Genomic DNA, 23,534 nt, shown 5'->3' on the forward strand with positions numbered 1-23,534 from the left:
GAAGCCAATCATCCAATCCGTCGAAGGCTGTTCGACGACGAGGTTGCCGATAGGCAATCACACCGCCTTCGCGAAGATATCGCCGAACCGTGTTTCGCGCGCAGCCAAACTCCTGTGCAATCCGCTTCGCTCCCCAGCCTCGTTCATGAAGGCGCAGCATCGCCCCAACTTCTTCCGCTTGAAGCATCGCCTCTCCCTGCATTGTCCCCGAGAATGCAGGTGTCGCCGAAAGCTCTGTCGTCATCTATCCGTCCTCTCAAAAGAGAGGGGGTCAGTTCTTCCTTTCGTCCGGGGGGCAATTTCTCATTTCGCCTGACAGCTGCTGGCGTCAAGATCCCTATGTGACGAATCCAACTGGCTGGCCGTCCAGATATCCCGGTGTCTGGCGCTTTGCATAAATTCTGCACAGTTCGTGGATGATCCAGCATCTCGTTGCTCCGCCCCAGTCCTGGGCGGGGATGTTCATGCGAAGTCCTCAATCTGTTCGGGTTCGGCGAATATATTGGTACAGGATCATCGCACCGGCGCTTGCAATGTGCTCGGTAAAGACAAAAGCTGGTCTGAGGCAAACGAAAGGGTGCGCGGGCATGCGGCGGGACACTGTGTATGGCAACGACGGACTTGGGGGCAATCTCGGGCTTACCGGGCCCAGCGGGGCACAGATGAAAGCCGACGCCGCGCTTGCCATTGCGTCCGCGCTGCATGAACGCGACCTGTCGATAGAGCAGGCCGCCGCGATCGCCAGGCTGGAGCCGGGTCAGCTGCGCGGGATTGTCAGCAAAGGGCGCGTGGACGGCCTGTCGCTGGAGCAGCTAAGATTGGCGGTCGAGAGGCTCGAGAGGCGAGGGAGGAAGTCGTGACTTACGAGATCAAGCATCTGGACCTGTGGCGCAACGCGGTCGCCAGCGAACTGGCGCGCGCGGCCATCGGCGACGGCCCGGCCGATTTCTACGAAGCCATAATAACATACGAACGGATCGCCAAAGAACGGGACCGCAACGAACAGGCGAAGGGGTTAGGGGACTGAGGACACACCATCGCAAATTGTGTCGCATAGCGCGGGCAGATGAGAATTAGTTGGGCCTCGCTTCATGTTGAGAGCCTGTATTTCCATCCTAGCGGGGATGTCGAACCGCTGGCCTGTTGCGCCGACGTTGTGCTGCCTAGAAGTGGGCATTCCCGCTGAAAACTACTGTTGTTCCTCATCCGGCGCTGTGCGCCTGGCTTCGGCGATGAGCGCGCGATTGAATTCGTCCTCGGACCAGCCGGCGTCCTCGAAGAATTCCCAAAGACCGGCGATGGCGTTTTCCATGTGTATTGCGCATTCTTTGTTTCTGCTTGGATGGTGGGGTGGCAACGTCGGTGAGGGAATGTCCAAGATGGCTCCTTTGTGTAGGGTCCCGAATAGCGCGGACCTGGGGTCAGCCGAAATTATCAGCCGGTTAGCGGCGCAAGTCCATTCGTTTGGAATGATGTTGCAACAGCTCGCCGCATAGGTACCCCCGGGCAGTGCAAGATTCCGGCGACGCCAGGTACCCGTGCTGAGATGTCGCGCTGTAATTGGTGCCGCTTCCCTGATTTCGATGACGGGCTATGTCCATGTCTATGCGCGGGTGAAGCGCCTCCACCCCGATCGCGTTGCTGGGAACGCGTTTCGAGTCATTGCGCGTCCCCAGCCACCAGTTTGAGCCTTGGCTGCGCGTCGAGAACGTCCCGGACCTCATCGCCGGAGAGCCGGCCCTTGTCGCGCAGCGCATGCGCCAGGCGTTCGACATCGCCGCGCCGCGCCGCCACGATTTTCTTCGCCTCGTCGTAGCAATCCGAGATCGTCTTTTCGACACGCGACCGGGTGAGGTGATCGAACTGGACGAGCCGCAGCAGTTCGTCGGGGTTGACCGTCGACAGATAGGTCAGACCGCTGCCCAGCCCCATCGACGCTTCCATCGCCGCCGCGGCCAGGGTCGCGTTATAGAGGTCGCTCCCGGCGGTGCCGCCACCGCCGTCGGTCCGGTTGCCGAGCACCACCTCTTCGGCTGCCAGTCCGCCCAATCCGCGCATGATACGCGCCCGGTAGTCAGTAGCCGACGATAGCAGCCCGCCGTCATCTTCCCACACGACTTTGCCGGCGGCCTGCTGGGCGCCCGCGTCGGCCATGGCCAGCACCACCGAAGCGTCGACGACGCGCCAGCGCCCACATTCCAGCCCGACGACGGCATGTCCCGCCTCATGGATGGCGGTGCGCCAGAGCGTGTCGGTGGGCACGGGGATGAGGGAAGGCAGTTCCTCGGTGAGATCACCGAGCTGCATTTCCCGACGCGCGCGCCGCGCCGTGCGCCGCGCTTGCCGGACGAGTTGCTCAAGGGCCGCGCCCGACCAGCCTTCCGTCCGTTCGACGATGGGCGACAGGTCGTCATTGCGCAGCGCGCCCTGGAGATGCCAGCGCAGGATGCCGGTCCTGCCCTCGGCATCGGGAAGCGGAATGACGACGTGCCTGTCGAGCCGTCCGGGACGGGTGATCGCGGCATCCAAAAGTTGCGGGTGATTGCAGGCGCCGACGATGACGACGCCTTCCCGACCGTCGGCACCGTCCAGGCATTCAAGCAGGCCGTTGACCACTTCGGTGCAGTACGGGGCGTTGTCGCCGCTGAATTTCTCGCGGTCGCCGACGGCATCGATTTCGTCGATGAAGAGAATCGACGGCGATTTGTCCCTCGCCTCCTTGAACGCGCCATACATGGCCTTGAGCAAATCGCCCATGTGGCCGTTGGACTGCCAGCACGCAATCGAACCGGCGACAAGAGGCACGCCGCAGGTCCTGGCCAGCGCGGCCGCGAAGGTCGTCTTGCCGGTGCCGGGAACGCCGCTCAACAGGATGCCGCGCTCGACATCCGACCACGCAATCCTGCCGGCCTTCCAGTCTTCGAGATCGATCGCGAGCTCCCGGCCCCAGTCGCCGGCTTCGCCGAGGCCATGCAGATCGTCGAGCGTCGGCGCCGAGACTTCCGGCTTGGCCTTGTCGTTGCTGATTGCGGCCAGGGCCTCACGCATGATTTTCAGGGCGATGGTCATCGGCCGCCCTTTGCGGAACGCGCCGGCGATGGCGTCGATCGGGGCCTGCGCGACGATCGCGGCATCGGCCGATGTCATGTGGAAGCCGAACATGACGCGCACCGCCGCTGCGACATCCCTGGCCGATACCGGAGAAGCGGCGACGACCGCGTCGGCGATCAGTTCGAAACGGGCGGGAAGGTAGTCCCGGCTTTCGGCAAGAACGACGACACGGTCGTGCTGACGGACCGCCTCGGCGATGTTCGTTTCGTTCCTTTTTGCTCGCCGGGGATCCGGATCGGCGGTGACGACGGTGGCATCCGAACCGAATGACGATCGGCCGCGGTCGATGAGGAGGCCGGCGACATAGGTGTACAAATCGGCTTGTCCGCTCGGGATGACGAGGCCGAGGACGATCGGCCGCCGCAGAGCGAACGCCGGAACGTTTCGGCAGGCGCGCACGATGCCAAAATAAATCAGCATCTGCGGCAGGGTCCTGATGCCGTCAGGGATGCCTTTCCGTTTGGTGGGTTTCTGTTTCATGGGTTTCGCTTTTCGAGCATGGCTCCGCCGTCCGGCGGGATGCCGGCGGCCGAGCATTGATCTGGGGGCGGGAGGTTGCCGCCTGGCGCTCACGCGTGAGCAAGAGCTGTCTGCAGTCCGGGCAGGACCGCGACCAGCTCCTTGAAGGTGCGCGGCGTGAACGCCACGTCCTCGCAGTCGACGCCGACGTCGCGCGACCTTCCGAGATGCGGGATGGTCGCGTGGCTGTGGCCGTAGAAATGATATGAGTTCTGGCGGTGCGCGCCTTGCCAGGTCCTGTGCGCATAGTGGCTGAGAAAAACGCGGCAGCCTTCGTCATCGACTTCCAACGACTCGACCGGCGGCCGCTCCCATGGCAGCGCGAGGATGTGCGGCAAGACATGTCCCGGCCCTCTGCGGCAATCGTGATTGCCGAGGATCAGGACCTTGCGGCCCCGGAGCTGGCGGAACGCCCATTTGGCGTACTCGGCATCGGCGATGGCGAAGTCACCGAGGTGGAACACGATGTCGTCCCTGCCGACGACGTCGTTCCAGCGCTCGATCATGAACCGATCCATTTCCGGCACCGAGGCGAACGGCCGATTGCAATGGCCGATGATGGCCTCGTGACCGAAATGCGAATCCGATGTGTAGAATTTGCGGATGAAACCCATGACGCTCTCCAGATACAAACTGCTGATCGCGCCGGTGGCGGCGCGGTGACTTCAGGCAGCTATGCGTATCGAGAGCGTCTTCATGGTTCGGTTCCTCGGTTGCGATCACCCTACCGGACAAGATCTAAGGAAGTGCGATCGCTAGGTTGTTCGTTACAGGGCTCGCCACGGCGGCGTCAAGCCGGCTCCGCTGATGTTTGCGTCCGGAAAAATAAATCTCGCCGTCAATTCTGTTGACGGGTCCTGAAGAACGCTAGGCCGAATCCGGTCAGCTTTGCCGGGACCCGGCCGAAGTCGCCCGCCGGCTATTGTCGCGGCCCAGAAGACGCCGAACGATCGGTGTCATGAGCGGGATCGGCACATACAACTCGGCAAGTGGAGCGCAGGTCTTCAACGAAGCCTATGCCAATGCGCGCGCCGCCCGTTCCGCCGCTCTCGCCGACGAAAGGGAGCGCAGGAAGCGCCGCCGCGCCCGCAAGCAAAGGGTGATGCCCGAAGGTCTGAGCGCCGCCGCGCAGCGCACATGGCGGCTCAAAGAACAGCTCCGCCGCGAAGATGCGAAGACGTTTGTCGAGAACGCCCGGTTCGAGGCCGGCCTCGTCAAGCAGCGGCTGAAGGAAGGCTTCCGGCTCATCACTCCGAGGAAGGTCTACGGCCGCTGGCGCGAAGACGTTCACGAGAAAGGCCTCCGCAGCGAAGCCTTCGGTCTGCCCGGGAGGATGTTTGTCGCCGCCTGCCACAAGGGCGGCGAGCTGCGCATGTCGTGGGACAAGGCCAACCTCGGCGTGGAAAGCCGCTCCAAGCTGTTGTCGTTGGACCTGCCCTATGTCGAAGGCAACAAAACCTTCCTGGGCTACTGGCGCATCGATCTCGACGAGACCTGGCCCTCGCTCGATGCCTTCATCGACGATGTCCGGCAGCTGGTCGGCTGCACGATCCCCTTTGCGCCGCATCTCGTCGCCGGAGACGAACTGTCCGACGGCAGGTTCGCGCGGCCGCATCTGTATTTCCTGCTGCCGCCCGGCGAGGCGGTCTGGAACGATCCCGAAGATCGCCGCTGCAATATGCGCACCGTCAAATTCTTCGAGGCCGTCTATTACGGCATCGTCGATGCGCTGAGATCGCTGAAGGCCGATCCGGGCGCGCCGGCGGCCACCCAGCGTGGCAAGAACCCGCTGTCGCCTCTGGCGACCGGCTATGTCATGAACGACCGTGAGTTCATGTCCATGTCGGACTGGGCGGGCTGGGTCGACACGTCGCTCAACCGGGAGGCGCTCGTCCGCCAGCGAGCGGCCGAGAAGACCGGCATCGAGCTTGCGACCTCGAACGAAATCTTCACCGCCATTCAGAAGCAAGCCTACACAATCCTGCGAAGGTGGCATTTTGATTCCGATTTGCGACTGCGGGCACCCGAAGGGACCGTTGCCGACAGTCTGCATCAGGCTCTCGAGCCGGTTGCGCAGGAAATGGTCGCCGGCCTGCCTGGACGTCGCCGCATGTCGGAAAGACAGGTCGCGCTGCTTGTTGCACGGGTGTCGTCCTATGCCGCTGGAGCGTTCGATCCCGCGAAGCTCGAAAAGGCAATCGTCCGCAAGGCGCTGATGCATGTCGTCGGCCATCTGCCGACAGTCCGTGAACGCCAGCAGGTCGCCGCGAAATACGCTTCCAAGGAGAGGGCGGACAAGACGCTCCGGAAGCTGGTGGACGCCTGGGACTTGCTGGCCGTCGGCACCACCGCAGTCTCCAAGTCCGCCCTGGCGCGCGAGGCCGGAGTTTCACGACCGACCGTCTATGCCAGGTGGGCCGAACTCCAGGCTGCTCTCGACGCTCGCAGGGGGTGTAAAGTTCGGTGTATAGATAAAAAGCCTGTGGTGCTCCCGACGGGCATGGTCATCACCAGCACGGTCGCTGATGACTTGGCGCCGCCTTTACCCGATCCGCTGAATGACTGCACCGGAATGCCCACGGCCAGGGAGACCTCGGAGGTTCGGGTCATGATGGAACGCAAACGCGAGCCAGCGCCACCGATCACCCTGCCTCTCTGTTCCAACGTTCTGTCCCTTGTGCCTCCGCGCACCCTTGAGACCGCCGACTGGACGTCCGTCGCTGATCCTGGGGAGGATAGCGCTGACGATGACGACCTCGACGCCATGATCCTCGCCGCTCAGGAAGCATTCCTGACGGCGGACTTCGAATCCCTTCCGGACTGGGACGAGGAGGGCGAGCGCATCTACCATGTGCCGGGCCAGCAGCATTACAGGCGGGTAAAAATTTCCGCATCCAAGGCGAACGCTTGTTCTGCTCTGAAGAGGAACGAAGGCGGCGGGAACGCAGTACCGAATCCCTCAACAAACTGCTGGAAGACGCGAGGCAGAAGCTCAACGGGCACATCCCGAACGATCGACAAGGACCGCGACGAGCACATCAACAGTTTCAGGAAGCTGACAACCTGTTCCCCGGAGGCCGTCGTCAATGGCTAAGGGACGTGCGACCGGAAGGAAAAGCGGCATCAGTGCAGGGCGAATGACGGCCATCAAATCACTGATTGTAGCGACCGCCGCGATTGGCAGTTGCCTTCGGCTGGCTCTCTCGAAGCGCTCGACGCCACGCTGCGACTCATCAAGTCGAAATTGACGGCATCTTGGCCTTCGATGAACTGCTGGTCGAAGAACTTAGCCTGCGTGAGCGCCGATGCATCAAGGCCACCCCTGATGATGTCCAGACTAACCACCACCAAGACGCTCGCGGGCTCCGACTTCACCTTCCAGCGCTCGCTCGATAAAGCCGCATCATGGCGCTGGCCGAGCTGAAGTTGATCGAGCGGGCGGAGGTGATGCTTCTCTCGGCCCTCCCGGCACCGGCGAAAGCCACTTGGCAACAGCACTTGCCGTCGAGGCCGTGAAGGCAGGGAGAAGTGTCTACTTCTCAAAGCTCGCCGATATCATCGCCTAGCTGTTCAGTCCCGGCATTTGATGGATTGGATCGATGATGAATCGATCCGGCTCTGAAGTCCACTGTTTGCAGATGAACTCGTATGGCGTCAGGCCCTTGAGGGTCTTCAGTCGTCGTCCGAAATTGTGTGCTTCGATGAAGTCCTGAAGGTGCCGACGCAACTGATCGTGATCGTCGTAATGGAAGCGTTTGACGGTGGCCTCTTTGATGGTCCGGTTCATCCGCTCCACCTGTCCGTTCGTCCAGGGATGCTTGATCTTGGTCAGCCTGTGCTGGATGTCGTTTTCGTCGCAGACCCGATCGAAGATATGGTGGAAAGCGTACGTGTCACAGGCCCGGTTTGTGAACTGGATGCCATTGTCGGTCAGTACGGTGTGGATGGTGTAGGGCACCGCCGCGATGAGATCGCGCAGGAATGGCGCCGCGATCATCTTGCCTGCCTTGAGATGGAGCTGGGCGAAGGCGAACTTCGATGTCCGGTCGATGGCTACGAACAGATAGAGCTTGCCCTCAGCAGTCTGCACCTCTGCGATGTCGATGTGGAAATAGCCGATCGGATAGCTCTTGAACTTCTTCCTGGCTGGCTTGTCGCCCTCGCAGCCGGGAGATGCCATGGCGCTCCAGGCAGCGATGCAACGATGATCGGGACAGATGCGGGATCGTCGCCTGAAGGGCATAGAGGCAGTCATCGAGCGGCAGCAGCGTATGCTTGCGGAAGGCGACGATGATGGCCTCATCCTCCAGCGACAGCACCGTGGAATGCGGCTCCTTCGGCCCGGTCGGCAAATCGGCAACCGATGTGCGCTTTTTCCATTTCGCAACGGTCTTCTGATTGATCCCGTAGCGCTTGGCCAGCGTCCTTAGGCTCTCTTGACTATGTTGTATCGCTCGACGGACTGCCGCTGTCGTCGTGGCGCTCCCGTGGTGAACTTGTCCCATAGTGCATCCTTCCATTCATGAGAAAAGATTGCACCATCAAAATGCGGGATCAAACACCTAGCTGGCGAAAGCTGAACGCGAGGGGCAACTGCGGGAGTGGATCCGTTATGCAATCGGATCGACAAGCCTCATCATCTCCCATTGCAAGAGAGCCACCATCGAAACCCCTTGACGGGGGAGTACACCGTTCGTAAGCGGGCTATTAGCATCTGGCAAGAGTTTGCATCATCTCGCAGTCCACCTTCCTCAACCTGCAGGAACCCCCCCGCAGTCGTGACCCCAAGCGCATAGCGCTGGTCAGCGACTGGTGCCTGCCGCGCCAGGGTGGGATAGAGACACACATTCTTGCTCTCGCCAAGCAGTTAAGACGGCGGGGCGTCGAAACGACGATCGTGACAAGCTTTCCCGGCAGCCCGGAGATCGACGGCATACCGATAGACCGACTCGACTGTTTTCGCTTGCCCTTGGTGCAACTGGCGGCATCGCCACAGTTGGTAGGCAAGCTCCGCGAACGCTTTGAAGCCGGCCGATATGAGATGATTCACATCCATTCAAGCATCGTGGCGCCGCTCTGTTTTGCGGCTGTGCCAGCGGCGCGTTCGCTGAACCTGCCAATGGTCGTGACGCTCCACTCCGTCATGCGGACAATGCCTTTTTTCCTGTGGCTCGCCGACCGCGCAATCGGCTGGCTGGATGATGACTTAACGCTGACTGCAGTGAGCGGTCTTATCGCCGCGCAGATCCAGGATGCCATGCCGGCGAGCCGAATTCGCATTTTACCCAATGGCTTCGATCAAGATTTATGGAACGCCAAACCCCAGCGCCAGAAAGACCGCGAGAGGCAGATCCAGTTTGTCTCGGCACTTCGCCTTCAGCCACGTAAGCGCCCTTTCGCGCTTGTCGATGCCTTTGCTAAAGCCGAGTGCCAGGCATCGCGCGACGGATTAGGCCTGACACTTACCATCGCTGGCGACGGGCCGTTGCGCCCACGCCTTGAGCGACACATCGCCCGAAGAAATCTACGTGGAAAGATCAGACTCGTGGGCTGGCAAACGCGCGAACAGTTAGCGACACTCTATCGCGCTAGTGCTTTGTTCATCATGCCTTCGATTAAGGAAGCCTTTTGCATTGCCGCCTTGGAGGCAAGGGCGGCAGGTCTTCCCGTTCTCGCGATGAAGAGAACGGGAATCTCCGACTTCATTCAACACGGCGTCTCTGGCGTGCTGGCAGATGACGACGACGAGATGGCGCACGAGATGGCTGCCCTTGCCGCCGACCCGGAGAGGCTGCAAAAACTGTCACTACACAGTGGTGATCTCACTCGTTACGACTGGAAGGCGCTTGCTGCGGATCATATCGCCCTCTACCGACGAGTCCTTGCCCCGTAGTGACTATCTGCTGTGATCCTTGAAATCCGAGACGCGCAGGAATGTCGCCCTGGCATCGCGAAAGAGGCGGATGACGGAGCGGAAGTCTTCAAGTGCAGTGTCTCCGGTCCGGAACCGGCAGTCCACGCGGATCGGGCTGCGGGTCAAATCGACGAATTCCCATGGGTGCACGAAAAGCACGACCGGGCTCTTGAGCGCTTTCAACCAGCGATCCCGGATGATGGCCGGGAGCCGTAAAGCGCTTGACGTGACCGATGCAGGAAGGCGTGTCACTTGCGCCACGGATCTGTTTGGCTTTTCTTGAAACTTGTAGCTGGCGCGGGAGGAATCGGTCGTGATGCCGGCATCAGCCAAAAGTGGCAAGAATTTCTCGGGAAGTCGCAGGTACGGCGCGCGAAATGACGTGACCGGCGCAAAACCGCGCAGGATGGAATTGGTGTGGGTGATCTCGAGCCGGGCGCGTTCTTCATCGAATGTCGTGAAAGAAGCATGGCTGAAGCCATGACAGCCGATCTCGTGCCCTTTCTCGACAAGAGCTTCCACCATCTGTGGGTAGCGGGAGGCTGTTTGTCCGGTAACGAAAAAGGTCCCTGGCACCGCCTCGTCGGCGAAAAGTTCGACAAGCCGCGGCATGCCTTCCTCGACGCCGCGCCAGGTCCACAGATAGGGTGGGCAGTCCGGCTCGACGTCCACCGTGAGATACACATCGGGACCCGGCTTCCATCGCTCCTGTCCGCTTATCACATTGCAGGCGCTCGGTTTCGTCATCTCACGCCAGCAGCGGCATAAAGACAAACCGCGCTACAAGGATCGCGTATATCGCCGCCAGAAGGTCATCGAGAATGACAAAAAACCCGCCTTTCCACCTGCGGTCCGCGACATAAACAGGCCAAGGCTTGAAAACGTCGAAGAGGCGAAACAGCAGGAATGCAATTGCTCCCATCAATATTCCAGGCGCGACGAATTCAAGGACGAGGCTCATGCCCAGTGTCTCGTCTATGACCATCGCGTTGTGGTCGGGCGAATTGAGGTCTTCGCCCGTTTTCTGGCAGGCCCAGGCTCCAATAAGGATCAGCAGCAGATAAGCCATTGCCCGGTAAGCGGGAGACATGAGTTGGAGGGCGCCGAACAGGGCCAAGCCAGCGATAGAACCCAACGTACCCGGCCAAAACCGGCAAAGCCCAAGGCCGAACATCATCGCCACGAGTTGATGAGGTGTGGCGGCCATGGCGACAAAGGTTGGGCTCGTAGTCTTCGCGACAGCTGCGGTTGTCGTCGCCATCAGTGTTCCCCGCCCGGCTTGCCGGCAGTCTCCGCTTGCTTGATAAGCAGATCGGCGCGTGCGATCCGCTGCAGCGCGGTGAAATGCGTCATGATAGCCAGCCCCCAAAGCGTTCCGGTGAGCAGCCATGGCAGATTGGAATCGCCAATCAGCGCCACGCACAGGAAAAACAGGCGGGCCGGCTTTCCCAGCAGATCCGGCCAGCCCTTATTGTCCACCGCAATCTCGATCGCAGCGCGCGCCTTGTTGTAGCTGGTCAGCATTGACCCGGTGATCACGAGAAAGACCACGAGCCACTGGTCGAGAACCCAGCCCAGGACAAGATAGGTGATGACCTCCTGGTAGCGATCGACCACCGCATCCAGATATCCGCCAAACTTTGTTGATTTGCCCTGCGCGCGCGCCACCACCCCGTCCAAAGTATCGAACAGATAGGCGACGATCAGGCTGGTTCCGAAGAAGAAGGTGTTCCTGTGGTAGACAAACAGCGCGCAATTGAACGCAACTAGCACCAATCCGACAAGCGTGATCTGGTTTGGCGTAATGTTTTGCGACGCAATCCAATGGGCGAAGCGGGTGATCGCGCCCTTTGCGGCGAGCTGGATGGGGGATGCGCCGGCACTGCCGCCGCGTCTGATCCGTGCCGGCGGTTTTGGTACGCCAAGCACATAAATGGCATTGATGCCGTAGAGCGTGGCCAGGCAGCCAATATAAACGACCAGGAAAAGCGTGGTTCCCGCATCGGCCATGATCAACTGTTGGAAAGCATCGAACATGACAGTGGGTTCCAACGGAAGCCAGACCGGCCGCCAACAGTATTAAGTGTGATCTATATCGGTAAGGGCTCCCCCCTCGTCCGCCGACGCTTCTAACCCGGCCGCAATCCCTTCCGCAAGGCCATCCCTGCTCAAAGCGTTGCGTCGAAAGGGGATTTGATGCGAGATGCGAATTCGCGGACGCGTCAAGTCAAGCCGGCATCATTCGGGACCCTCTCTTGATACCCCATTCGATTACTCAAACCTGGCGTTCCACGGCCCTACCCGCGACTGCCGAACGATTTCAGGAAAGTTGGCGACGGAATAATCCCGGTCTTTCCTACCGCTTCTTCGACGATGCGGGCTGTGTGGATGTCGTGGCTGAGGTCGCACCGCAGTTCCTGGCCGATTACCTGAATTTCCCGCATTCTGTGATGCGTGCAGATTTTTTTCGTTATGCCGTGATCTATCGTGATGGCGGCATCTATGCCGATATCGACATGGAATGTGTTCGCCCAATCCACCCTTTGCTGTCGATCGCTCCCGCCCTGTTCTCAGTGGAGGCGCATCTTTCGCGGGCAAGGCAGCAGGAACTGCGTTACGACCACCCGCTGCAGATAGCGAACTGCATTTTTGCGGCGCGCTCCGGTCACCCTTTTTTGATGGAGGCGATGGAAAGATCAATACAACTGGTGCGCAGCTGCAAGTCCATTGAGCGACACGCCATAGAGGATCTGACTGGACCACGTATGCTGACGCGCCTGTTTTTCGAAAAACTCCGCCCCGATATCGGCGTTCTTCGGCAAATCGTTCTGATGCCGCCGCGACACTATCCGGACGTGTGGCCGTTCAAAACCAACATCCATACACGTCACCATTTCTTCGGCAGCTGGAAAGCGCGGTCCCCGAGGCGTCCGATCTCTCGCATCTGGATTGAACGCGACCTCTGGCCAAATCCGTTTCCATCCGGGTACCTCGATGGCCGAATGAATGGTCCAGCCATGCACCGGCAAGGGATGTGAGGACGTGGCCGATCAACCTGCCGGCCGGCTGGCGAGGGAAGTTAGACGAACGCTTGCGCGTTTCAGGAACACCAGGCCGCTCAGCCTAGCGGTAGCGCTCTGGCGAGCCGTCAAGCTGCATTTCCGGTACCCGCAACAGCTGCCAATCCCGATCAGGGAGGAACGTGTGGTAGTTACCCTGACGACTATCCCTGCCCGCGCCAAAATGCTGGCGCCGGTCTTGCGCAGCCTTATCGACCAATCGCAGCCGGCCGACCGGATCGTGCTTGCACTTCCCTATAGGGCCCGTCGGGGCCAAGCCTACCCCGAGCCCGAGACGCTCGGCCTGCCGGTCGGGATCGACGTGATACGTTGCGAGGATGAGGGACCAGTGACAAAGCTGTTGCCAGCGCTCAAGCTGGAACCCGAGGCCGTTATGATCGTCGTCGATGACGACGTGATCTATCCACGCCGCTTCATCGAAACGCTGCTGGCCGAGCATCGCCGGAACAAGGTCGCCGCGATCGGCTTTCGCGGCATCCGGTTGAAAGAGGGGGTGGCGTTTCCCGCTCTCGACCATGTCTTTGCCACCGGCGTATCCAAGTCGACGCAAGTCGACGTTCTTTTCGGCACATGGGGGTACCTTGTGCCACCCCACGCCCTGGGTAATGCGGTTCATGATTTCTCTGGCTCACCCGCCGCGGTTCGCTGGGTCGACGATGTCTGGGTATCCGGTCAGCTCGCCCGCTCGGGCGTACCGCGTTTCGTAGTGCGCGCGAACGAGTTGCCGCTGGAAACCCCCGCCTCCTTTCGTGCCGCCTTGACCGCGGGAGTAAACAGATCGGGAGAAAACGACGAAACAGCCTTGAAGGTTTTCGCCGCCGACTGGTAAGAAGGCTCGAATGCGCTGGATAGCACCGCAAGAGAGATTGCTAGCAGTATGATAACGTTAATGTATCGATCTTTTGGTCAGGACAGTCCAGCCGGGCTGTCCGGCTTGCGCCACGCAGGCCTCCGGCTCCTGGCTTTTCTCTTCGTCGTGATGTCGATCCTGATCCTTGCCGTCATCAATTTCTTCTCGCTCTTCTTTGGCGTCATCGTGAATTTCCTCGGTCGTGACGGCGTCAAGTTCACCTTTCTCCAGCTCTTCCACCGAATTCCGCTGGTTGGCGTTACAATGCCTGTTCTGCTTGGCTATGCGGTTTTTCACAATGTGACGCTCAGTGGCGCGCTCAATGCAGCAATGCCAAGCATCCTGACCACACTGATCGCCGTCATCTTGCTCGGCGGCTTTGTCTGCTTCAACAATTTCGTCGATGCGCGCTCTGCGCAGTGAACGGCGGCCTATTTAGCCGGTCATGACAGCATCGCTGACACAGGCGATCCGGCCTTCCTGCCGCATGACGACTATTCGGATCTTGCGGACCGGCGACGCTGCGATCGAAGGCTCAGAAACCACGACGGTGACGCGCTCGCCAACGAAAACCGGCGCCAGAAATCGTGTTCTTAATTCCGTGGGTCGGCCAAGGCCGGCTGAGGCCAACGCCGGCTCAGCCAGGCCCACCAGCAGCATTCCATGCACGACACGCTCGGGAAGGCCAAGGGAAGTGGCCAATCGGATATCCGTGTGGATGGGATTGATGTCGCCGGAAGCTTCAGCGTAGGCGGCGACCAGGAAATCCGCCAGCGGTTGCGATGTGATAGGAGATATAGCCGGGTTTTCGACAAGGCGCGCCCCCGCAGAACCGCTCCCCAGCAGAGCTGCGGCGGTAGAAAAACGCAGGCGCGTTAGCGACTCGACCGCCAGTTCGTCCTGTGCGCCTTTGGCGGTGAGCGCGATGTTCGCGCTGCCGTTAGCTGCATCGAGCTCCCCTGTCAGCGTCAACTCTTCGCCGGCCGACAGACGGTGCGTTGCCTTGATCAGCTGCGCCTCGTGGACGGCGATCGGATCACCGGCCATACCGATATGACGTAAAAGTTCGTCGGACGCGGCCTGGGCAACCAGACGCATCGGATAAATAAAGGGCACGGCTGGGTGAGTGGATGGCAAGGTCGTTCCGAGCGCTTCGGCAACGAGGTCGGCCATGCGTCGCGCAGCGCCTTCATCGACGCGGGCCGGACGCGGCTTCAGGCAAATGCGGCCGCTCTTGCTCACGCAGGCGCGACATAGCGCTTGATGGCGAGCGATGCGTTGATGCCGCCGAAAGCGAACGAATTTGAAAGGCAGGCGTCCCCGGTAAAGGGCCGCGCCGTATTGGCCACCGGATCAATGCCTAGCTTCGGGTCGACCTCCACGAAATTAATCGTCGGTGGTGCGATCCGTTCAGCCAGGGCTTTCACCGTGACGATGAATTCGATGGCGCCGGCAGCGCCCAAGGCGTGTCCATGGATCGGCTTGGTGGACGACACCAGCACATCTTCCAGACGGCTGCCGAATACATTTCGTAGCGCCTCGGTTTCCGACAGTTCATTGGCGACTGTACCCGTGCCATGCGCGTTGATATAGGCAATGTCCAAGGGTTCGAGCCCGGCATCGCCGATTGCGGCCTCCATGCAACTGCCCGCGCCGCGAGGGTCTGGACGCAGCAGATCGTTTGCGTCGCTGGTGGAGCCGTAACCAGCGACTTCAGCAATTATATCGGCTCCCCTGGCAAGCGCCGCATTCAGCGATTCGAGAACGACGATGCCGGCCCCTTCCCCGAGGGTCATCCCGTCGCGGCCGGCCGAAAACGGACGACACAAGCCAGCGGTCATCACCCGCATCAGTTCCCAGGCCCGAAACACGCTCGGAACGAGTAGAGCCTCGCTCCCTCCGGCGATGCAGCGTTTGAGCATTCCGTGCCTTATCATGTGCGCTGAGACGCCGATCGACTGAGTAGCGGAAGCACATGCGGTGGAGATGCACATGGTCGAGCCACGGGCACCGAACTGCATGCTCACCCAGGAAGCAGGCGAATTGGTCATGATCTTTGGAATGCTCATTGGATCCATGCGACTGGCAGGATCGCGGATGAAGTCGGCCATGTTCCTAGTGTTGGTTTCCGCGCCGCCATATCCCGACCCGATGGCCACGCCGCAATCTGTTCCGAAATCACCCTCAATCAGCCCCGACTGCGCAACGGCCTCCCGCGCTGCCATCAGGGCTATAGCCGTGACGCGATCCTGCATTCGCGGCTTTGCGTTCTCCCAGATCGTGCCGATGTCCTCCTGAGAAATCATTGCAGCCTGCTTGACCAGTTGTCTTGGCAGGTCTGCAAAGTCGAGATGTCCGACGCCGGAGATACCATGCCGAGCGGCATGCCAAAGCTTGTCCACACCTATGCCGCAAGCTGACACTGCGCCCATGCCGGTCACAACGACACGGTTCAAGCAATAGCTCCCTTTGGGCGCTCGGCGATCTTCGCTGCGACGATGCGCACAAGATCGCCGACGGTCTCGGCATCGGAGAATTCGCTATCAATGGAAATATAGACCCCGAATTTTTCTTCAACCGCCATCAGGATCATGACATAGTCCGCAGACTGAATGTCGATATCCTTGAGAAGGGTGTCTGCCGCAAGCTTATCGCGTTCGATCATCGCCTCGGTGGCAACGATCTCGATCACTTCCCGCATCAGATCTGGCACGACCATTAAGTCCGGTCTGGTCATCGTGTACCTTGCTGAAATCCTACACGTCGAGCTGCAAATCTCTGCGGCATACGCAGGATTTGCGAGCCCACCGTCATAGACGCGGCAGATGGAAATGTCAGCCGGGTCCTTCGAAAACAAAACTCTTGACAATCAATCGATCGATGGCAAACACGCGGTTCCCGCCGGAAAGATCATTTGGTGCGCGAACGCAGTCTCCTACTTTTGAGAAACGGCATTTTCTATCTGGCAGCGCTCATGTTGTCGGGTGTTTTCGCTTTGACCATTCCGTTGATCGTCTTCCCGTTCCAGGTGGGGTGGCCGGTAGTGCAAGCCTATCTGCGCTGCACCCTGTTCCTCCTCAAGCATGTCTGCGGACTTACCTTCGAAATCAGGGGCGCCGAAAAAATGCCGAAAGGCCCGGTCCTGATCGCTTCGGCCCATCAATCCACGTGGGAGAACTTGTTTTTCCAGCTCATATTCGGCAATCCGGCCATGTTGATGAAGGAAGAAATCCTGCATTATCCGCTGGTTGGAGCGATCGTCAGGAAAAGCGGCCACATCCCTGCCAACCGGTCCGGCGATCTTCAGGCAATCAGGCGGTCGTTCGAGGATGCCAAGCGCCAAGCATCATCGGGAAGAAGCATTCTCATCTTTCCATCCGGCACGAGGACGGGTGTTGACAGGAAACCGCCGATGCGCCGTGGCGTCGCTGCACTTTACGAGCAACTCGGCATCCCCTGCGTGACAGTGGTCCATAATTCCGGGCTTTACTGGCGCAACAAATCGTGGCTGCGAAATCCTGGAACGATCGTGGTTGAGATTCTCGATCCGATACCGGCCGGGCTCGACAAGAAGACATTCCTCGACAAGCTTTCAGGCCAGTTGACCGACGGCGCTAACCGCCTTTTGCACCAGCCCGAAAAACCACTCCTCATGCCTCGACTCTCGCCGCGGGCACAGCACTTGCTTACACAGATGCAGGCTGCAAGCAAAGTTGGCGACAACTGATGCGGATCGTCATCGACGGACAAGCGCTGCAATCGCCGCGTACAAGCAAGCCTTCGCGCGACGCGCTCCACATGTTGGTTCACACGCTGATTGCAGCATGGGCCGAGCATGACGTCATACTGGCCCTCAGCGGGTTGCTGCCGGATCGCATCGAACGCATCCGCGCCGAGTTCGAGGCGACGCTTTCCCCCGGGACCATTCGTCTATGGTACGCGGTGGAGCCCGTTTATCCAAATTGCGATAGCTGGCAGCACGGTGCTGCGCAATTGATTAGGGAAGGCTTCCTTGCAAGCCTCGACCCCGATCTCATTCTGGTCCCGTTGCCGCTCGACCCGGAAGTGGACGACATCGTCTTTAGCACAAACCTCCTGGCTGACATTCCGACGGCCATATACCTAGATGGCACTTCAGGGTGGTGCCAACCACGGCGTCCACTGTGCGCGGGCTCACCACTGCAACGGCTTTCGGGGGTGTTCGCCGCTTTCGCCCCAATGGGGACGGATCCTGATCTAGTCGCCAGCCTGACGGAACTCGATCCGGCGAAGATCGCGCTGCTTGACACTGATATCGAGCTCGCCGAGCAGGTGGCGCAGAGGCTGAAACACGCCCGTCGCCCGGCTGACGCAAAAAAAAAGCCGACCCTTGCGCTGGTGTCGCCGCTGCCACCCGAGCAAAGCGGGATCAGCTTCTACTGCAACGAACTGCTGCCCGTGCTCTCGCAGCACTACAGCATCGATATCATCGTCGATCAGAAGCAGGTGACCGATCCGTGGACAAGAGAGAACTGCAAGGTTCGCGATCTGGATTGGTTCTCGGACAATGCCGGGCAGTATGACCGAATCCTCTATCATTTCGGCAATTCCAGATTCCATCAGCACATGTTCGCCCTGCTTGACCAACATCCCGGCGTGGTGGTGCTGCACGATTTCTTCCTGTCCGGCATCGTGTCCCACATGGATACATCTGGCCATACCCCGAGTTTGTGGCTACGCGAACTCTATTCGTCGCATGGCTATGGGGCCGTAAAGGCTCGGTTTGTCGAGAAAGATCAAATCGATGTCATCTGGCGCTATCCTTGCAGCGGCGGCGTGGTTGAACGTGCAATCGGCGTCATCGTCCATGCACACAGCTCCAGATCGCTCGCCCGGCATTGGTATGGCATCGATGCGGAGCAGCATATCGTCGTCATCCCCCATCTTCGAGCACCGGCAACTCAGACGGAGCGATCCGCCGCACGACGTCTGCTGGATCTCGGGGAGGATGATTTCATCGTTTGCAGTTTCGGCGGCCTGGGGCCGACGAAACTCAACCACCAGCTTCTTGATGCCTGGTTCGGCTCCGCCCTTTCTTCAGATCGAAACTGCCGGCTGATCTTCGTCGGCGCCAGCGAGGGTGGCCGCTATGGCCGGGAGATGATGGCTGCGATTGAAAAGCATCCCGACGGTTCCCGGATCCGGATAACCGGATGGGTGGACGTGGAAAGATTTCACCAGTACCTGTCGGCAGCGGATATGGCGGTTCAGTTGCGGACGCTTTCGCGCGGGGAAACATCGGGAACCGTTCTGGATTGTATGAATCACGGTGTTCCGCTGATCGTCAACGCGCACGGAAGTATGAGCGAGTTACCTGACGCGGCTGTATACATGCTTCGCGACCAATTCGAGCAAAGCGATCTCGTTGAAGCGCTGGAGCGATTTCACGACGCCGGTTCATTACGCGCGAAACTAGCCGCCAGAGCGTTGGACCATATACGCCGCCATCACAGCCCGACCGAAATCGCTGCCCTTTACTTTGAAGCAATCGAAAATTTCGCAAGCAGGCCACGCGCCGCCTTGGCAAGACTGGCACCAGCTCTCGCCACCGTCGTTCCCCCAGTTGCGCCACCGGGCGCGCATGAGGCCCTCGCAGCCTGCGCCGCAGTCTCCATCCAGCCTGCACTTGCTACACGGCAATTGCTGTTTGACATTTCAGCGATAGCCAGGAAAGATCTCAAGACCGGCATCGAGCGTGCCGTGCGGGCGCTTTTGAATGCACTAATCGCGTGCCCTCCGGAAGGATTCAGGGTTGAACCCATCTATTCGCATGACGGCGGGTTTTTCTATGCGAGGCGGTTCACGACCAACTTTCTAGGAGGGCGATCCAACAGCCTGAGAGACGAGCCTGTCGAGATGCGAAGCGGCGATATCTATTTCATGGCCGACCTCGAGCATCAGCAAGTGATCCGCAACCGCCGGACCTTTCGAGCCATGCGAAATCATGGCGTCAGCGTCAACTTCATGGTTCACGATCTCCTGCCGTTGCAATTTCCGCATTTCTTTCCCCCCCATGCGGCCGCCACCCACCAGGCCTGGCTGGAGGTCGTCGCGGAGGCCGACCGCGCGATCTGCGTGTCTCGTACCGTGGCGGCCGACCTGACCGCTTGGCTCGTCGCAAACACCGATGGCCGCGGGCGGGCCCCGGGGATATTCCATTCACACAATGGCGCCGACCTCTTCGCTTCCAGCCCAACGTCAGGTCTGCCGCGCAAGGCGTTGCGACTTCTGGATCTATTCCGCCAGGCACCTTCCTTTCTCATGGTTGGCACGGTGGAACCCCGCAAAGGGCATGAACAGGTGCTAGAAAGTTTCGAGGAGATTTGGGCGGCAGACGGTAACGAGCAGTTGGTGATCGTTGGCAAGCCGGGCTGGATGGTGGATTCGCTTATCCGCAAACTCCGGCGGCACCGGGAACGAAACCGCCGCCTGTTCTGGATTGAAGATGCATCCGACGAGTTTCTCGACCGGATCTACGCGTCTTGCACATGTCTGATCGCTGCCAGCCACGGCGAGGGCTTCGGTCTGCCGCTCATCGAAGCGGCAACCAAGGGGTTGCCGATCATCGCGCGGGACATCCCGGTCTTTCGCGAAGTGGCGGGCGACCACGCGTTCTATTTCAAGGCGACCGCCACCCCAGCTGAGTTGTCCGCAGCCCTCGGAACATGGCTTCGGTTGAACCGTAGACTCCGAACTCCGAATTCCAGCCTGATACGACGGCTGACATGGGAGGAAAGCGCGGAGCAGTTGAAGCGCCATTTGTTCGCTTCACGCAACGATCGTCAGGCGGCTTCGCCGGCTATGCTCGAACCGCTCGGGTAGGCTCGGTCGTAACGGGCCAACCGCCAGAAGGTCACAGCACTTGACGCCGCCAAAAGCGCGGGAAGCGCCCATGCGACTACCGCAGGCGGCAGCACGGCGTGTTCGGCAATCACCGTCATGAGGCGCATCACCGCGAACCCCATATACCCAAGCGCCAGAGAAGCCAGGACCGCCACGAGCAGTGGGCGGCGGTCCTGAAGCAAATAGAAGACCGCCGCGACCAGCAGGCCAAGCATTCCCGGAATGAACGCTTGCGCATATCTGAGTTGGAGCCAGGCGGCGTACTTTGGCTGGTCCGATGGAATTCCCCGTGACTTCGCCAGCCGGCTTAGCACCTTGGCGGGCAGGTATTTCGGATCGATGCCACGATACTGAAGCCACAGCGGATCGATGGGCAGTTCCAGTTGAAGTTCTTCGAATGGCGAGCCCGGGTACCGTGTCCCCAGAGCGTCGATCGAACGGCCCCTGCCTGCATCGAAATGCCAGATGTTGCCATTAAGGAAGGTCCAGAATGAAGCGTTCCCCTTCGCGGTTGGCCGAGCAGCGTCCGCCACCGTGATGTCACGAACGTGGTCCTTTGCAAAACGATAGTATGTCAGCGCTTCGAAAGTCGGGGGATCGGCCTTGCTGATCCTGGCCTGGAGAATGTCGTCGCCCAGCGAGAGCCAGACTGCACGTTCCGGAGGCACTCGATCGACATAGCTTCGATAGGAGCCAAGCCGTTCACCGATCAATTGTATCACGGCATCGGGGCGCACGTAGTTGTCGAGCGCGAATTGGATGAGCGTGGCGGCCAGGGCGACGAGGACCAAGGGTGTTGCCGCACGAAAATGCGAGCGTCCCGTGATCTGTATCATCAGCCGCTGCCCCGAACCGCTATGCACCGTTTCGGCCCACAGCATTCCCAGAACACAGGCGATTGGAAATACCTGCGCCATGATGTCGAACGCCCGGTACGCAGAAAAGCGCAGCACTGCAGCAATCGCGCCGGCCACCTTTTTGTCTGCGGCGCCCGCCCAGACGGATCCTACCCAAGGCGAAATATCGACTGCCAGTACGATGCACACCAACATCACAAGAACGATCTGGATATGCCAGGCGTGGCTGCCGATCATATAGCGGGAGTAGGAGCCAAAGGCCGGAACCCGTTTCGACCACCTGTTGCCGCCGGGCGGGGTTGCCGCTGTCCCCCGCATCAGACTTTCACCATTCGGGGAGTGATAAGCCGATCATAGAGCGTGCGCGTCAGGACGACTGTCAAGATAATAGCGACAACTGCAGAGAGAATGCATATAATCAGCAACGTCGGCAATCCCGTCGTCGAGCCAAAAGCCGAAGACAGCGTATTGTTGAAAATAGCTGCGACCATCACCGTGCCGCAGGCCACCGGAAGGATGAACATGCGGGTGCGCGGCCCGGTAAAGGCAATGGCGGCGACGGCCAGGGCGGCCGCAATCAGACAGGTTAACGCGCCCAACACCCTCGAGAAGGCTGCTTCCAGGTGACTACGATCGCCGTCTTTGCCACTGCCTTGGCGGACCAGTTCGATGAGGCTGAGTTCCTGTGCCCGGCCTTTCTCTGGCGTACGAAAAATAGATGACATGTCGAAACCGTATCGGGAAGGCCCTGCGCCCACTTCAACCACCGCCAGATCTGAGGATATCTCCTTGTCTGCATTCTGGAAGATGTAGATCTGCGCACCGCAAAGGTCCGCATGCACGATGCCACGGTTGACACGCATCACCGCGCAATTGGAGAAAATCATCCGGTCAAGCTGTTCGTCCGAGAACTCGAACAGGCGAATCTCGCGCAGCGAGGTTTCGTCAACCGATCTCGCGTACAGGGCCTTGTTTTCCTGCGCATAGAAAACGCCTCCCGGAATGCCTTTCGACAGGACCTGGTTTTCGGCCATCTGCTGCGTCAACCGGAACCCGAAACTTGCCGCCGGCTTCACGAAACCCGAGAAAACGAGGGAAAGAATGACCGCGAACACCGCTGCCATGACCACCATCATCGCAAGATAGGCGGGCCCGATGCCGGCGCCGGCTAGAATCAACAACTCCCGCCTTTCCCGGTAGGCCAGCAGGCAGAAATAAATCGAAACTAGACATGCCAGCGGCAAGGCAAGGTCGACCATCGCCGGAAGCGTGTAGAGCATCAGCGAGAGGAAGGTGCGTATACCGAAACGGTACTTCAACGCGATATCGACCAGCGCCGAGAACTTCTCGATGACATAGATCGAGCAAAGCGCCAGCGTCATCAGAAGATAGTATCCGATGATCTGTCGTTTCGCTCTGATCAGGTACAGTGTCGAACTCAAGCGCCAGCAACCGATCCACAATAACATTGACTTGCCAGGCTACTGCTTGTGCTGCCGCACGTTGGCGATGCGATGCAAGAACCCAATTCCCCACGTCCCCTGGATCGACTGCGGCACTATAGGCGAAAGTCACCCCCAAGGAAGGACGCTTGTACTGTTTCGCTCTCGACTAGGTCCCGCGCCGTTCCTGTGGCGATAACCGTTCCGCGATTGACGACATATGAGCGATGGACAGCAGCCATGACATCGCGAATTTTGTGATCCGTAAGCAGGATGCCCATTCCGGCCGCCGCGAACCGTGCCAGTATTCGTAAAATTTCCTGAGACATCAGCGGATCGAGCCCGGTCAGCGGCTCGTCCAAAAGCAGGATGCGAGGGCGAGCCCCGAGGGCGAAGGCGATCTCGCAGCGTTTGCGCTCGCCCCCCGACAGGCCGGAGACGCGGGCGGAAGAAAGTCCCTCCAATTCGAACGCCTTGCAAAGTGCGCGGATAAATGCCTCCCGGCGGTCCCGGCCCTTCTCATTTACTTCGACGGCTATGGAAAGATTTTGCGCAACGGTCAATGAGCGGAACAACTGCGGGGTTTGCGGCACATAACCCAATCCCAGCCGCGCTCGCGCATCGATCGGCAACCCGCCTATATCCTTCCCGTCGAGCGATATACGTCCGCTGGACGGCCTGCATACTCCGCTGATGATGTTGAAAATCGTGGATTTTCCTGATCCGGAAGGGCCAAACAGGCCGACGATCTCACCGCGAGCGACAGCGATACTGACATTATGCACGACGCTCTGGCCCGCATAATGCATCTGTAGCCCTTCGGCGATCAGGCCGGTCACCATATGGGTTACCGCAACCTCCGTTCGAGAGAATGATGTC

Annotated in this window: 24 protein-coding genes and 1 pseudogene; 10 read left to right on the top strand and 15 right to left on the bottom strand. The window is 59.9% G+C overall.

Annotation, left to right across the window (positions count from 1 at the left end; all coding sequences use genetic code 11):
- Nucleotides 1-244: helix-turn-helix domain-containing protein (locus ACLKMW_RS22400; protein ID WP_415726752.1), on the bottom strand; the 244-nt coding region annotated here is incomplete at its 3' end.
- Nucleotides 245-587: 343 nt separating this feature from the next.
- Here ACLKMW_RS22400 and ACLKMW_RS22405 point away from each other — a divergent pair.
- Together ACLKMW_RS22405 and ACLKMW_RS22410 are read left to right on the top strand one after the other, a co-directional pair.
- Nucleotides 588-860 carry a hypothetical protein gene (locus ACLKMW_RS22405; protein WP_415726753.1) on the top strand — a complete coding sequence of 91 codons (273 nt, stop codon included), beginning with the start codon at nucleotides 588-590 and terminating at the stop codon, nucleotides 858-860.
- Complete coding sequence (locus ACLKMW_RS22410) at nucleotides 857-1,027, top strand: hypothetical protein (protein WP_415726754.1); 171 nt, start codon at nucleotides 857-859, stop codon at nucleotides 1,025-1,027. The genes ACLKMW_RS22405 and ACLKMW_RS22410 overlap by 4 nt, the downstream gene beginning before the upstream one ends.
- Nucleotides 1,028-1,189: 162 nt before the next feature.
- Here ACLKMW_RS22410 and ACLKMW_RS22415 read toward each other — a convergent pair whose 3' ends face one another.
- From ACLKMW_RS22415 to ACLKMW_RS22425, 3 genes are all read right to left on the bottom strand, one after another.
- Nucleotides 1,190-1,312, bottom strand: coding sequence for a hypothetical protein (locus ACLKMW_RS22415; protein ID WP_415726755.1), 123 nt, complete (start codon nucleotides 1,310-1,312; stop codon nucleotides 1,190-1,192).
- Nucleotides 1,313-1,659: 347 nt separating this feature from the next.
- Nucleotides 1,660-3,591: an AAA family ATPase gene (locus ACLKMW_RS22420; RefSeq protein WP_415726756.1), complete on the bottom strand. Its 1,932-nt coding sequence runs from the start codon at nucleotides 3,589-3,591 to the stop codon at nucleotides 1,660-1,662.
- Between the two features lie 89 nt (nucleotides 3,592-3,680).
- Nucleotides 3,681-4,244: a hypothetical protein gene (locus tag ACLKMW_RS22425; protein WP_415726757.1), complete on the bottom strand. Its 564-nt coding sequence runs from the start codon at nucleotides 4,242-4,244 to the stop codon at nucleotides 3,681-3,683.
- A gap of 344 nt (nucleotides 4,245-4,588) precedes the next feature.
- On the opposite strand from ACLKMW_RS22425, the gene ACLKMW_RS22430 reads away from it, so the two are divergent.
- On the top strand, nucleotides 4,589-6,724 hold the full coding sequence (locus tag ACLKMW_RS22430) for a hypothetical protein (RefSeq protein WP_415726758.1): 2,136 nt from the start codon (nucleotides 4,589-4,591) through the stop codon (nucleotides 6,722-6,724).
- A gap of 53 nt (nucleotides 6,725-6,777) precedes the next feature.
- On the opposite strand, the gene ACLKMW_RS22435 is transcribed toward ACLKMW_RS22430, so the two are convergent.
- Nucleotides 6,778-7,122, bottom strand: a complete 345-nt coding sequence (locus tag ACLKMW_RS22435) for a hypothetical protein (protein WP_415726759.1) — start codon at nucleotides 7,120-7,122, stop codon at nucleotides 6,778-6,780.
- Here ACLKMW_RS22435 and ACLKMW_RS22440 point away from each other — a divergent pair.
- On the top strand, nucleotides 7,116-7,196 hold the full coding sequence (locus ACLKMW_RS22440; RefSeq protein ID WP_415726794.1) for a hypothetical protein: 81 nt from the start codon (nucleotides 7,116-7,118) through the stop codon (nucleotides 7,194-7,196). The two genes, ACLKMW_RS22435 and ACLKMW_RS22440, sit on opposite strands and share 7 nt — an antisense overlap.
- On the opposite strand, the pseudogene ACLKMW_RS22445 reads toward ACLKMW_RS22440, so the two are convergent.
- Nucleotides 7,193-8,135, bottom strand: a pseudogene (locus ACLKMW_RS22445) (IS481 family transposase). The gene ACLKMW_RS22440 and the pseudogene ACLKMW_RS22445 overlap by 4 nt on opposite strands.
- Nucleotides 8,136-8,464: 329 nt before the next feature.
- Here ACLKMW_RS22445 and ACLKMW_RS22450 point away from each other — a divergent pair.
- Nucleotides 8,465-9,523, top strand: a complete 1,059-nt coding sequence (locus ACLKMW_RS22450; protein WP_415726795.1) for a glycosyltransferase family 4 protein — start codon at nucleotides 8,465-8,467, stop codon at nucleotides 9,521-9,523.
- 3 nt (nucleotides 9,524-9,526) lie between these two features.
- Here the strand turns inward: ACLKMW_RS22450 and ACLKMW_RS22455 are convergent, their stop codons facing one another.
- Genes ACLKMW_RS22455 through ACLKMW_RS22465 form a run of 3 tightly spaced genes read right to left on the bottom strand, consistent with a single transcriptional unit; the run spans nucleotide 9,527 to nucleotide 11,581 of the window.
- Nucleotides 9,527-10,291, bottom strand: coding sequence for a polysaccharide deacetylase family protein (locus ACLKMW_RS22455; RefSeq protein ID WP_415726760.1), 765 nt, complete (start codon nucleotides 10,289-10,291; stop codon nucleotides 9,527-9,529).
- 1 nt (nucleotide 10,292) lies between these two features.
- The gene (locus ACLKMW_RS22460) at nucleotides 10,293-10,805 is read right to left on the bottom strand and encodes a phosphatidylglycerophosphatase A family protein (protein ID WP_415726761.1); all 513 of its coding nucleotides are present in this window, start codon (nucleotides 10,803-10,805) and stop codon (nucleotides 10,293-10,295) included.
- Nucleotides 10,805-11,581, bottom strand: coding sequence for a CDP-alcohol phosphatidyltransferase family protein (locus ACLKMW_RS22465; protein ID WP_415726762.1), 777 nt, complete (start codon nucleotides 11,579-11,581; stop codon nucleotides 10,805-10,807). The genes ACLKMW_RS22460 and ACLKMW_RS22465 overlap by 1 nt, the downstream gene beginning before the upstream one ends.
- 218 nt (nucleotides 11,582-11,799) lie before the next feature.
- Between ACLKMW_RS22465 and ACLKMW_RS22470 the strand changes: the two genes are divergently transcribed.
- From ACLKMW_RS22470 to ACLKMW_RS22480, 3 genes are all read left to right on the top strand, one after another.
- Complete coding sequence (locus tag ACLKMW_RS22470) at nucleotides 11,800-12,582, top strand: glycosyltransferase family 32 protein (protein WP_415726763.1); 783 nt, start codon at nucleotides 11,800-11,802, stop codon at nucleotides 12,580-12,582.
- A gap of 166 nt (nucleotides 12,583-12,748) precedes the next feature.
- Entirely contained in the window at nucleotides 12,749-13,453 is a 705-nt protein-coding gene (locus ACLKMW_RS22475; RefSeq protein WP_415726764.1) for a hypothetical protein, read from the top strand.
- Between the two features lie 60 nt (nucleotides 13,454-13,513).
- A complete protein-coding gene (locus ACLKMW_RS22480; protein WP_415726765.1) occupies nucleotides 13,514-13,897 on the top strand; it encodes a hypothetical protein in 384 nt (127 codons plus the stop codon).
- A gap of 12 nt (nucleotides 13,898-13,909) precedes the next feature.
- Here the strand turns inward: ACLKMW_RS22480 and ACLKMW_RS22485 are convergent, their stop codons facing one another.
- The 3 genes from ACLKMW_RS22485 to ACLKMW_RS22495 all read right to left on the bottom strand — a co-directional run bounded on the left by ACLKMW_RS22485 (nucleotide 13,910) and on the right by ACLKMW_RS22495 (nucleotide 16,211).
- Nucleotides 13,910-14,647, bottom strand: coding sequence for a MaoC family dehydratase (locus ACLKMW_RS22485; RefSeq protein ID WP_415726766.1), 738 nt, complete (start codon nucleotides 14,645-14,647; stop codon nucleotides 13,910-13,912).
- 65 nt (nucleotides 14,648-14,712) lie between these two features.
- Entirely contained in the window at nucleotides 14,713-15,930 is a 1,218-nt protein-coding gene (locus tag ACLKMW_RS22490) for a beta-ketoacyl-[acyl-carrier-protein] synthase family protein (RefSeq protein WP_415726767.1), read from the bottom strand.
- Complete coding sequence (locus tag ACLKMW_RS22495) at nucleotides 15,927-16,211, bottom strand: acyl carrier protein (protein ID WP_415726768.1); 285 nt, start codon at nucleotides 16,209-16,211, stop codon at nucleotides 15,927-15,929. Before ACLKMW_RS22495 ends, ACLKMW_RS22490 begins: the two co-directional genes overlap by 4 nt.
- Nucleotides 16,212-16,391: 180 nt before the next feature.
- Here ACLKMW_RS22495 and ACLKMW_RS22500 point away from each other — a divergent pair, with 180 nt between their 5' ends.
- Both ACLKMW_RS22500 and ACLKMW_RS22505 read left to right on the top strand, forming a co-directional pair.
- Nucleotides 16,392-17,201 (top strand): lysophospholipid acyltransferase family protein, encoded by an 810-nt coding sequence (locus ACLKMW_RS22500; RefSeq protein ID WP_415726769.1) that lies wholly within the window; start codon nucleotides 16,392-16,394, stop codon nucleotides 17,199-17,201.
- Nucleotides 17,201-20,335, top strand: coding sequence for a glycosyltransferase (locus ACLKMW_RS22505; RefSeq protein ID WP_415726770.1), 3,135 nt, complete (start codon nucleotides 17,201-17,203; stop codon nucleotides 20,333-20,335). The genes ACLKMW_RS22500 and ACLKMW_RS22505 overlap by 1 nt, the downstream gene beginning before the upstream one ends.
- Here ACLKMW_RS22505 and ACLKMW_RS22510 read toward each other — a convergent pair.
- From ACLKMW_RS22510 to lptB, 3 genes are all read right to left on the bottom strand, one after another.
- Nucleotides 20,296-21,531 carry an LptF/LptG family permease gene (locus ACLKMW_RS22510; protein WP_415726771.1) on the bottom strand — a complete coding sequence of 412 codons (1,236 nt, stop codon included), beginning with the start codon at nucleotides 21,529-21,531 and terminating at the stop codon, nucleotides 20,296-20,298. The two genes, ACLKMW_RS22505 and ACLKMW_RS22510, sit on opposite strands and share 40 nt — an antisense overlap.
- Nucleotides 21,531-22,682 (bottom strand): LptF/LptG family permease, encoded by a 1,152-nt coding sequence (locus tag ACLKMW_RS22515; protein WP_415726772.1) that lies wholly within the window; start codon nucleotides 22,680-22,682, stop codon nucleotides 21,531-21,533. Before ACLKMW_RS22515 ends, ACLKMW_RS22510 begins: the two co-directional genes overlap by 1 nt.
- Before the next feature lie 89 nt (nucleotides 22,683-22,771).
- A complete protein-coding gene (gene lptB / locus ACLKMW_RS22520) occupies nucleotides 22,772-23,497 on the bottom strand; it encodes an LPS export ABC transporter ATP-binding protein (protein WP_415726773.1) in 726 nt (241 codons plus the stop codon).
- Between the last annotated feature and the right edge of the window lie 37 nt (nucleotides 23,498-23,534).

This window comes from Borborobacter xinjiangensis, assembly GCF_047739745.1.
Taxonomy (GTDB): Bacteria; Pseudomonadota; Alphaproteobacteria; order Rhizobiales; family Rhizobiaceae; genus Pseudaminobacter.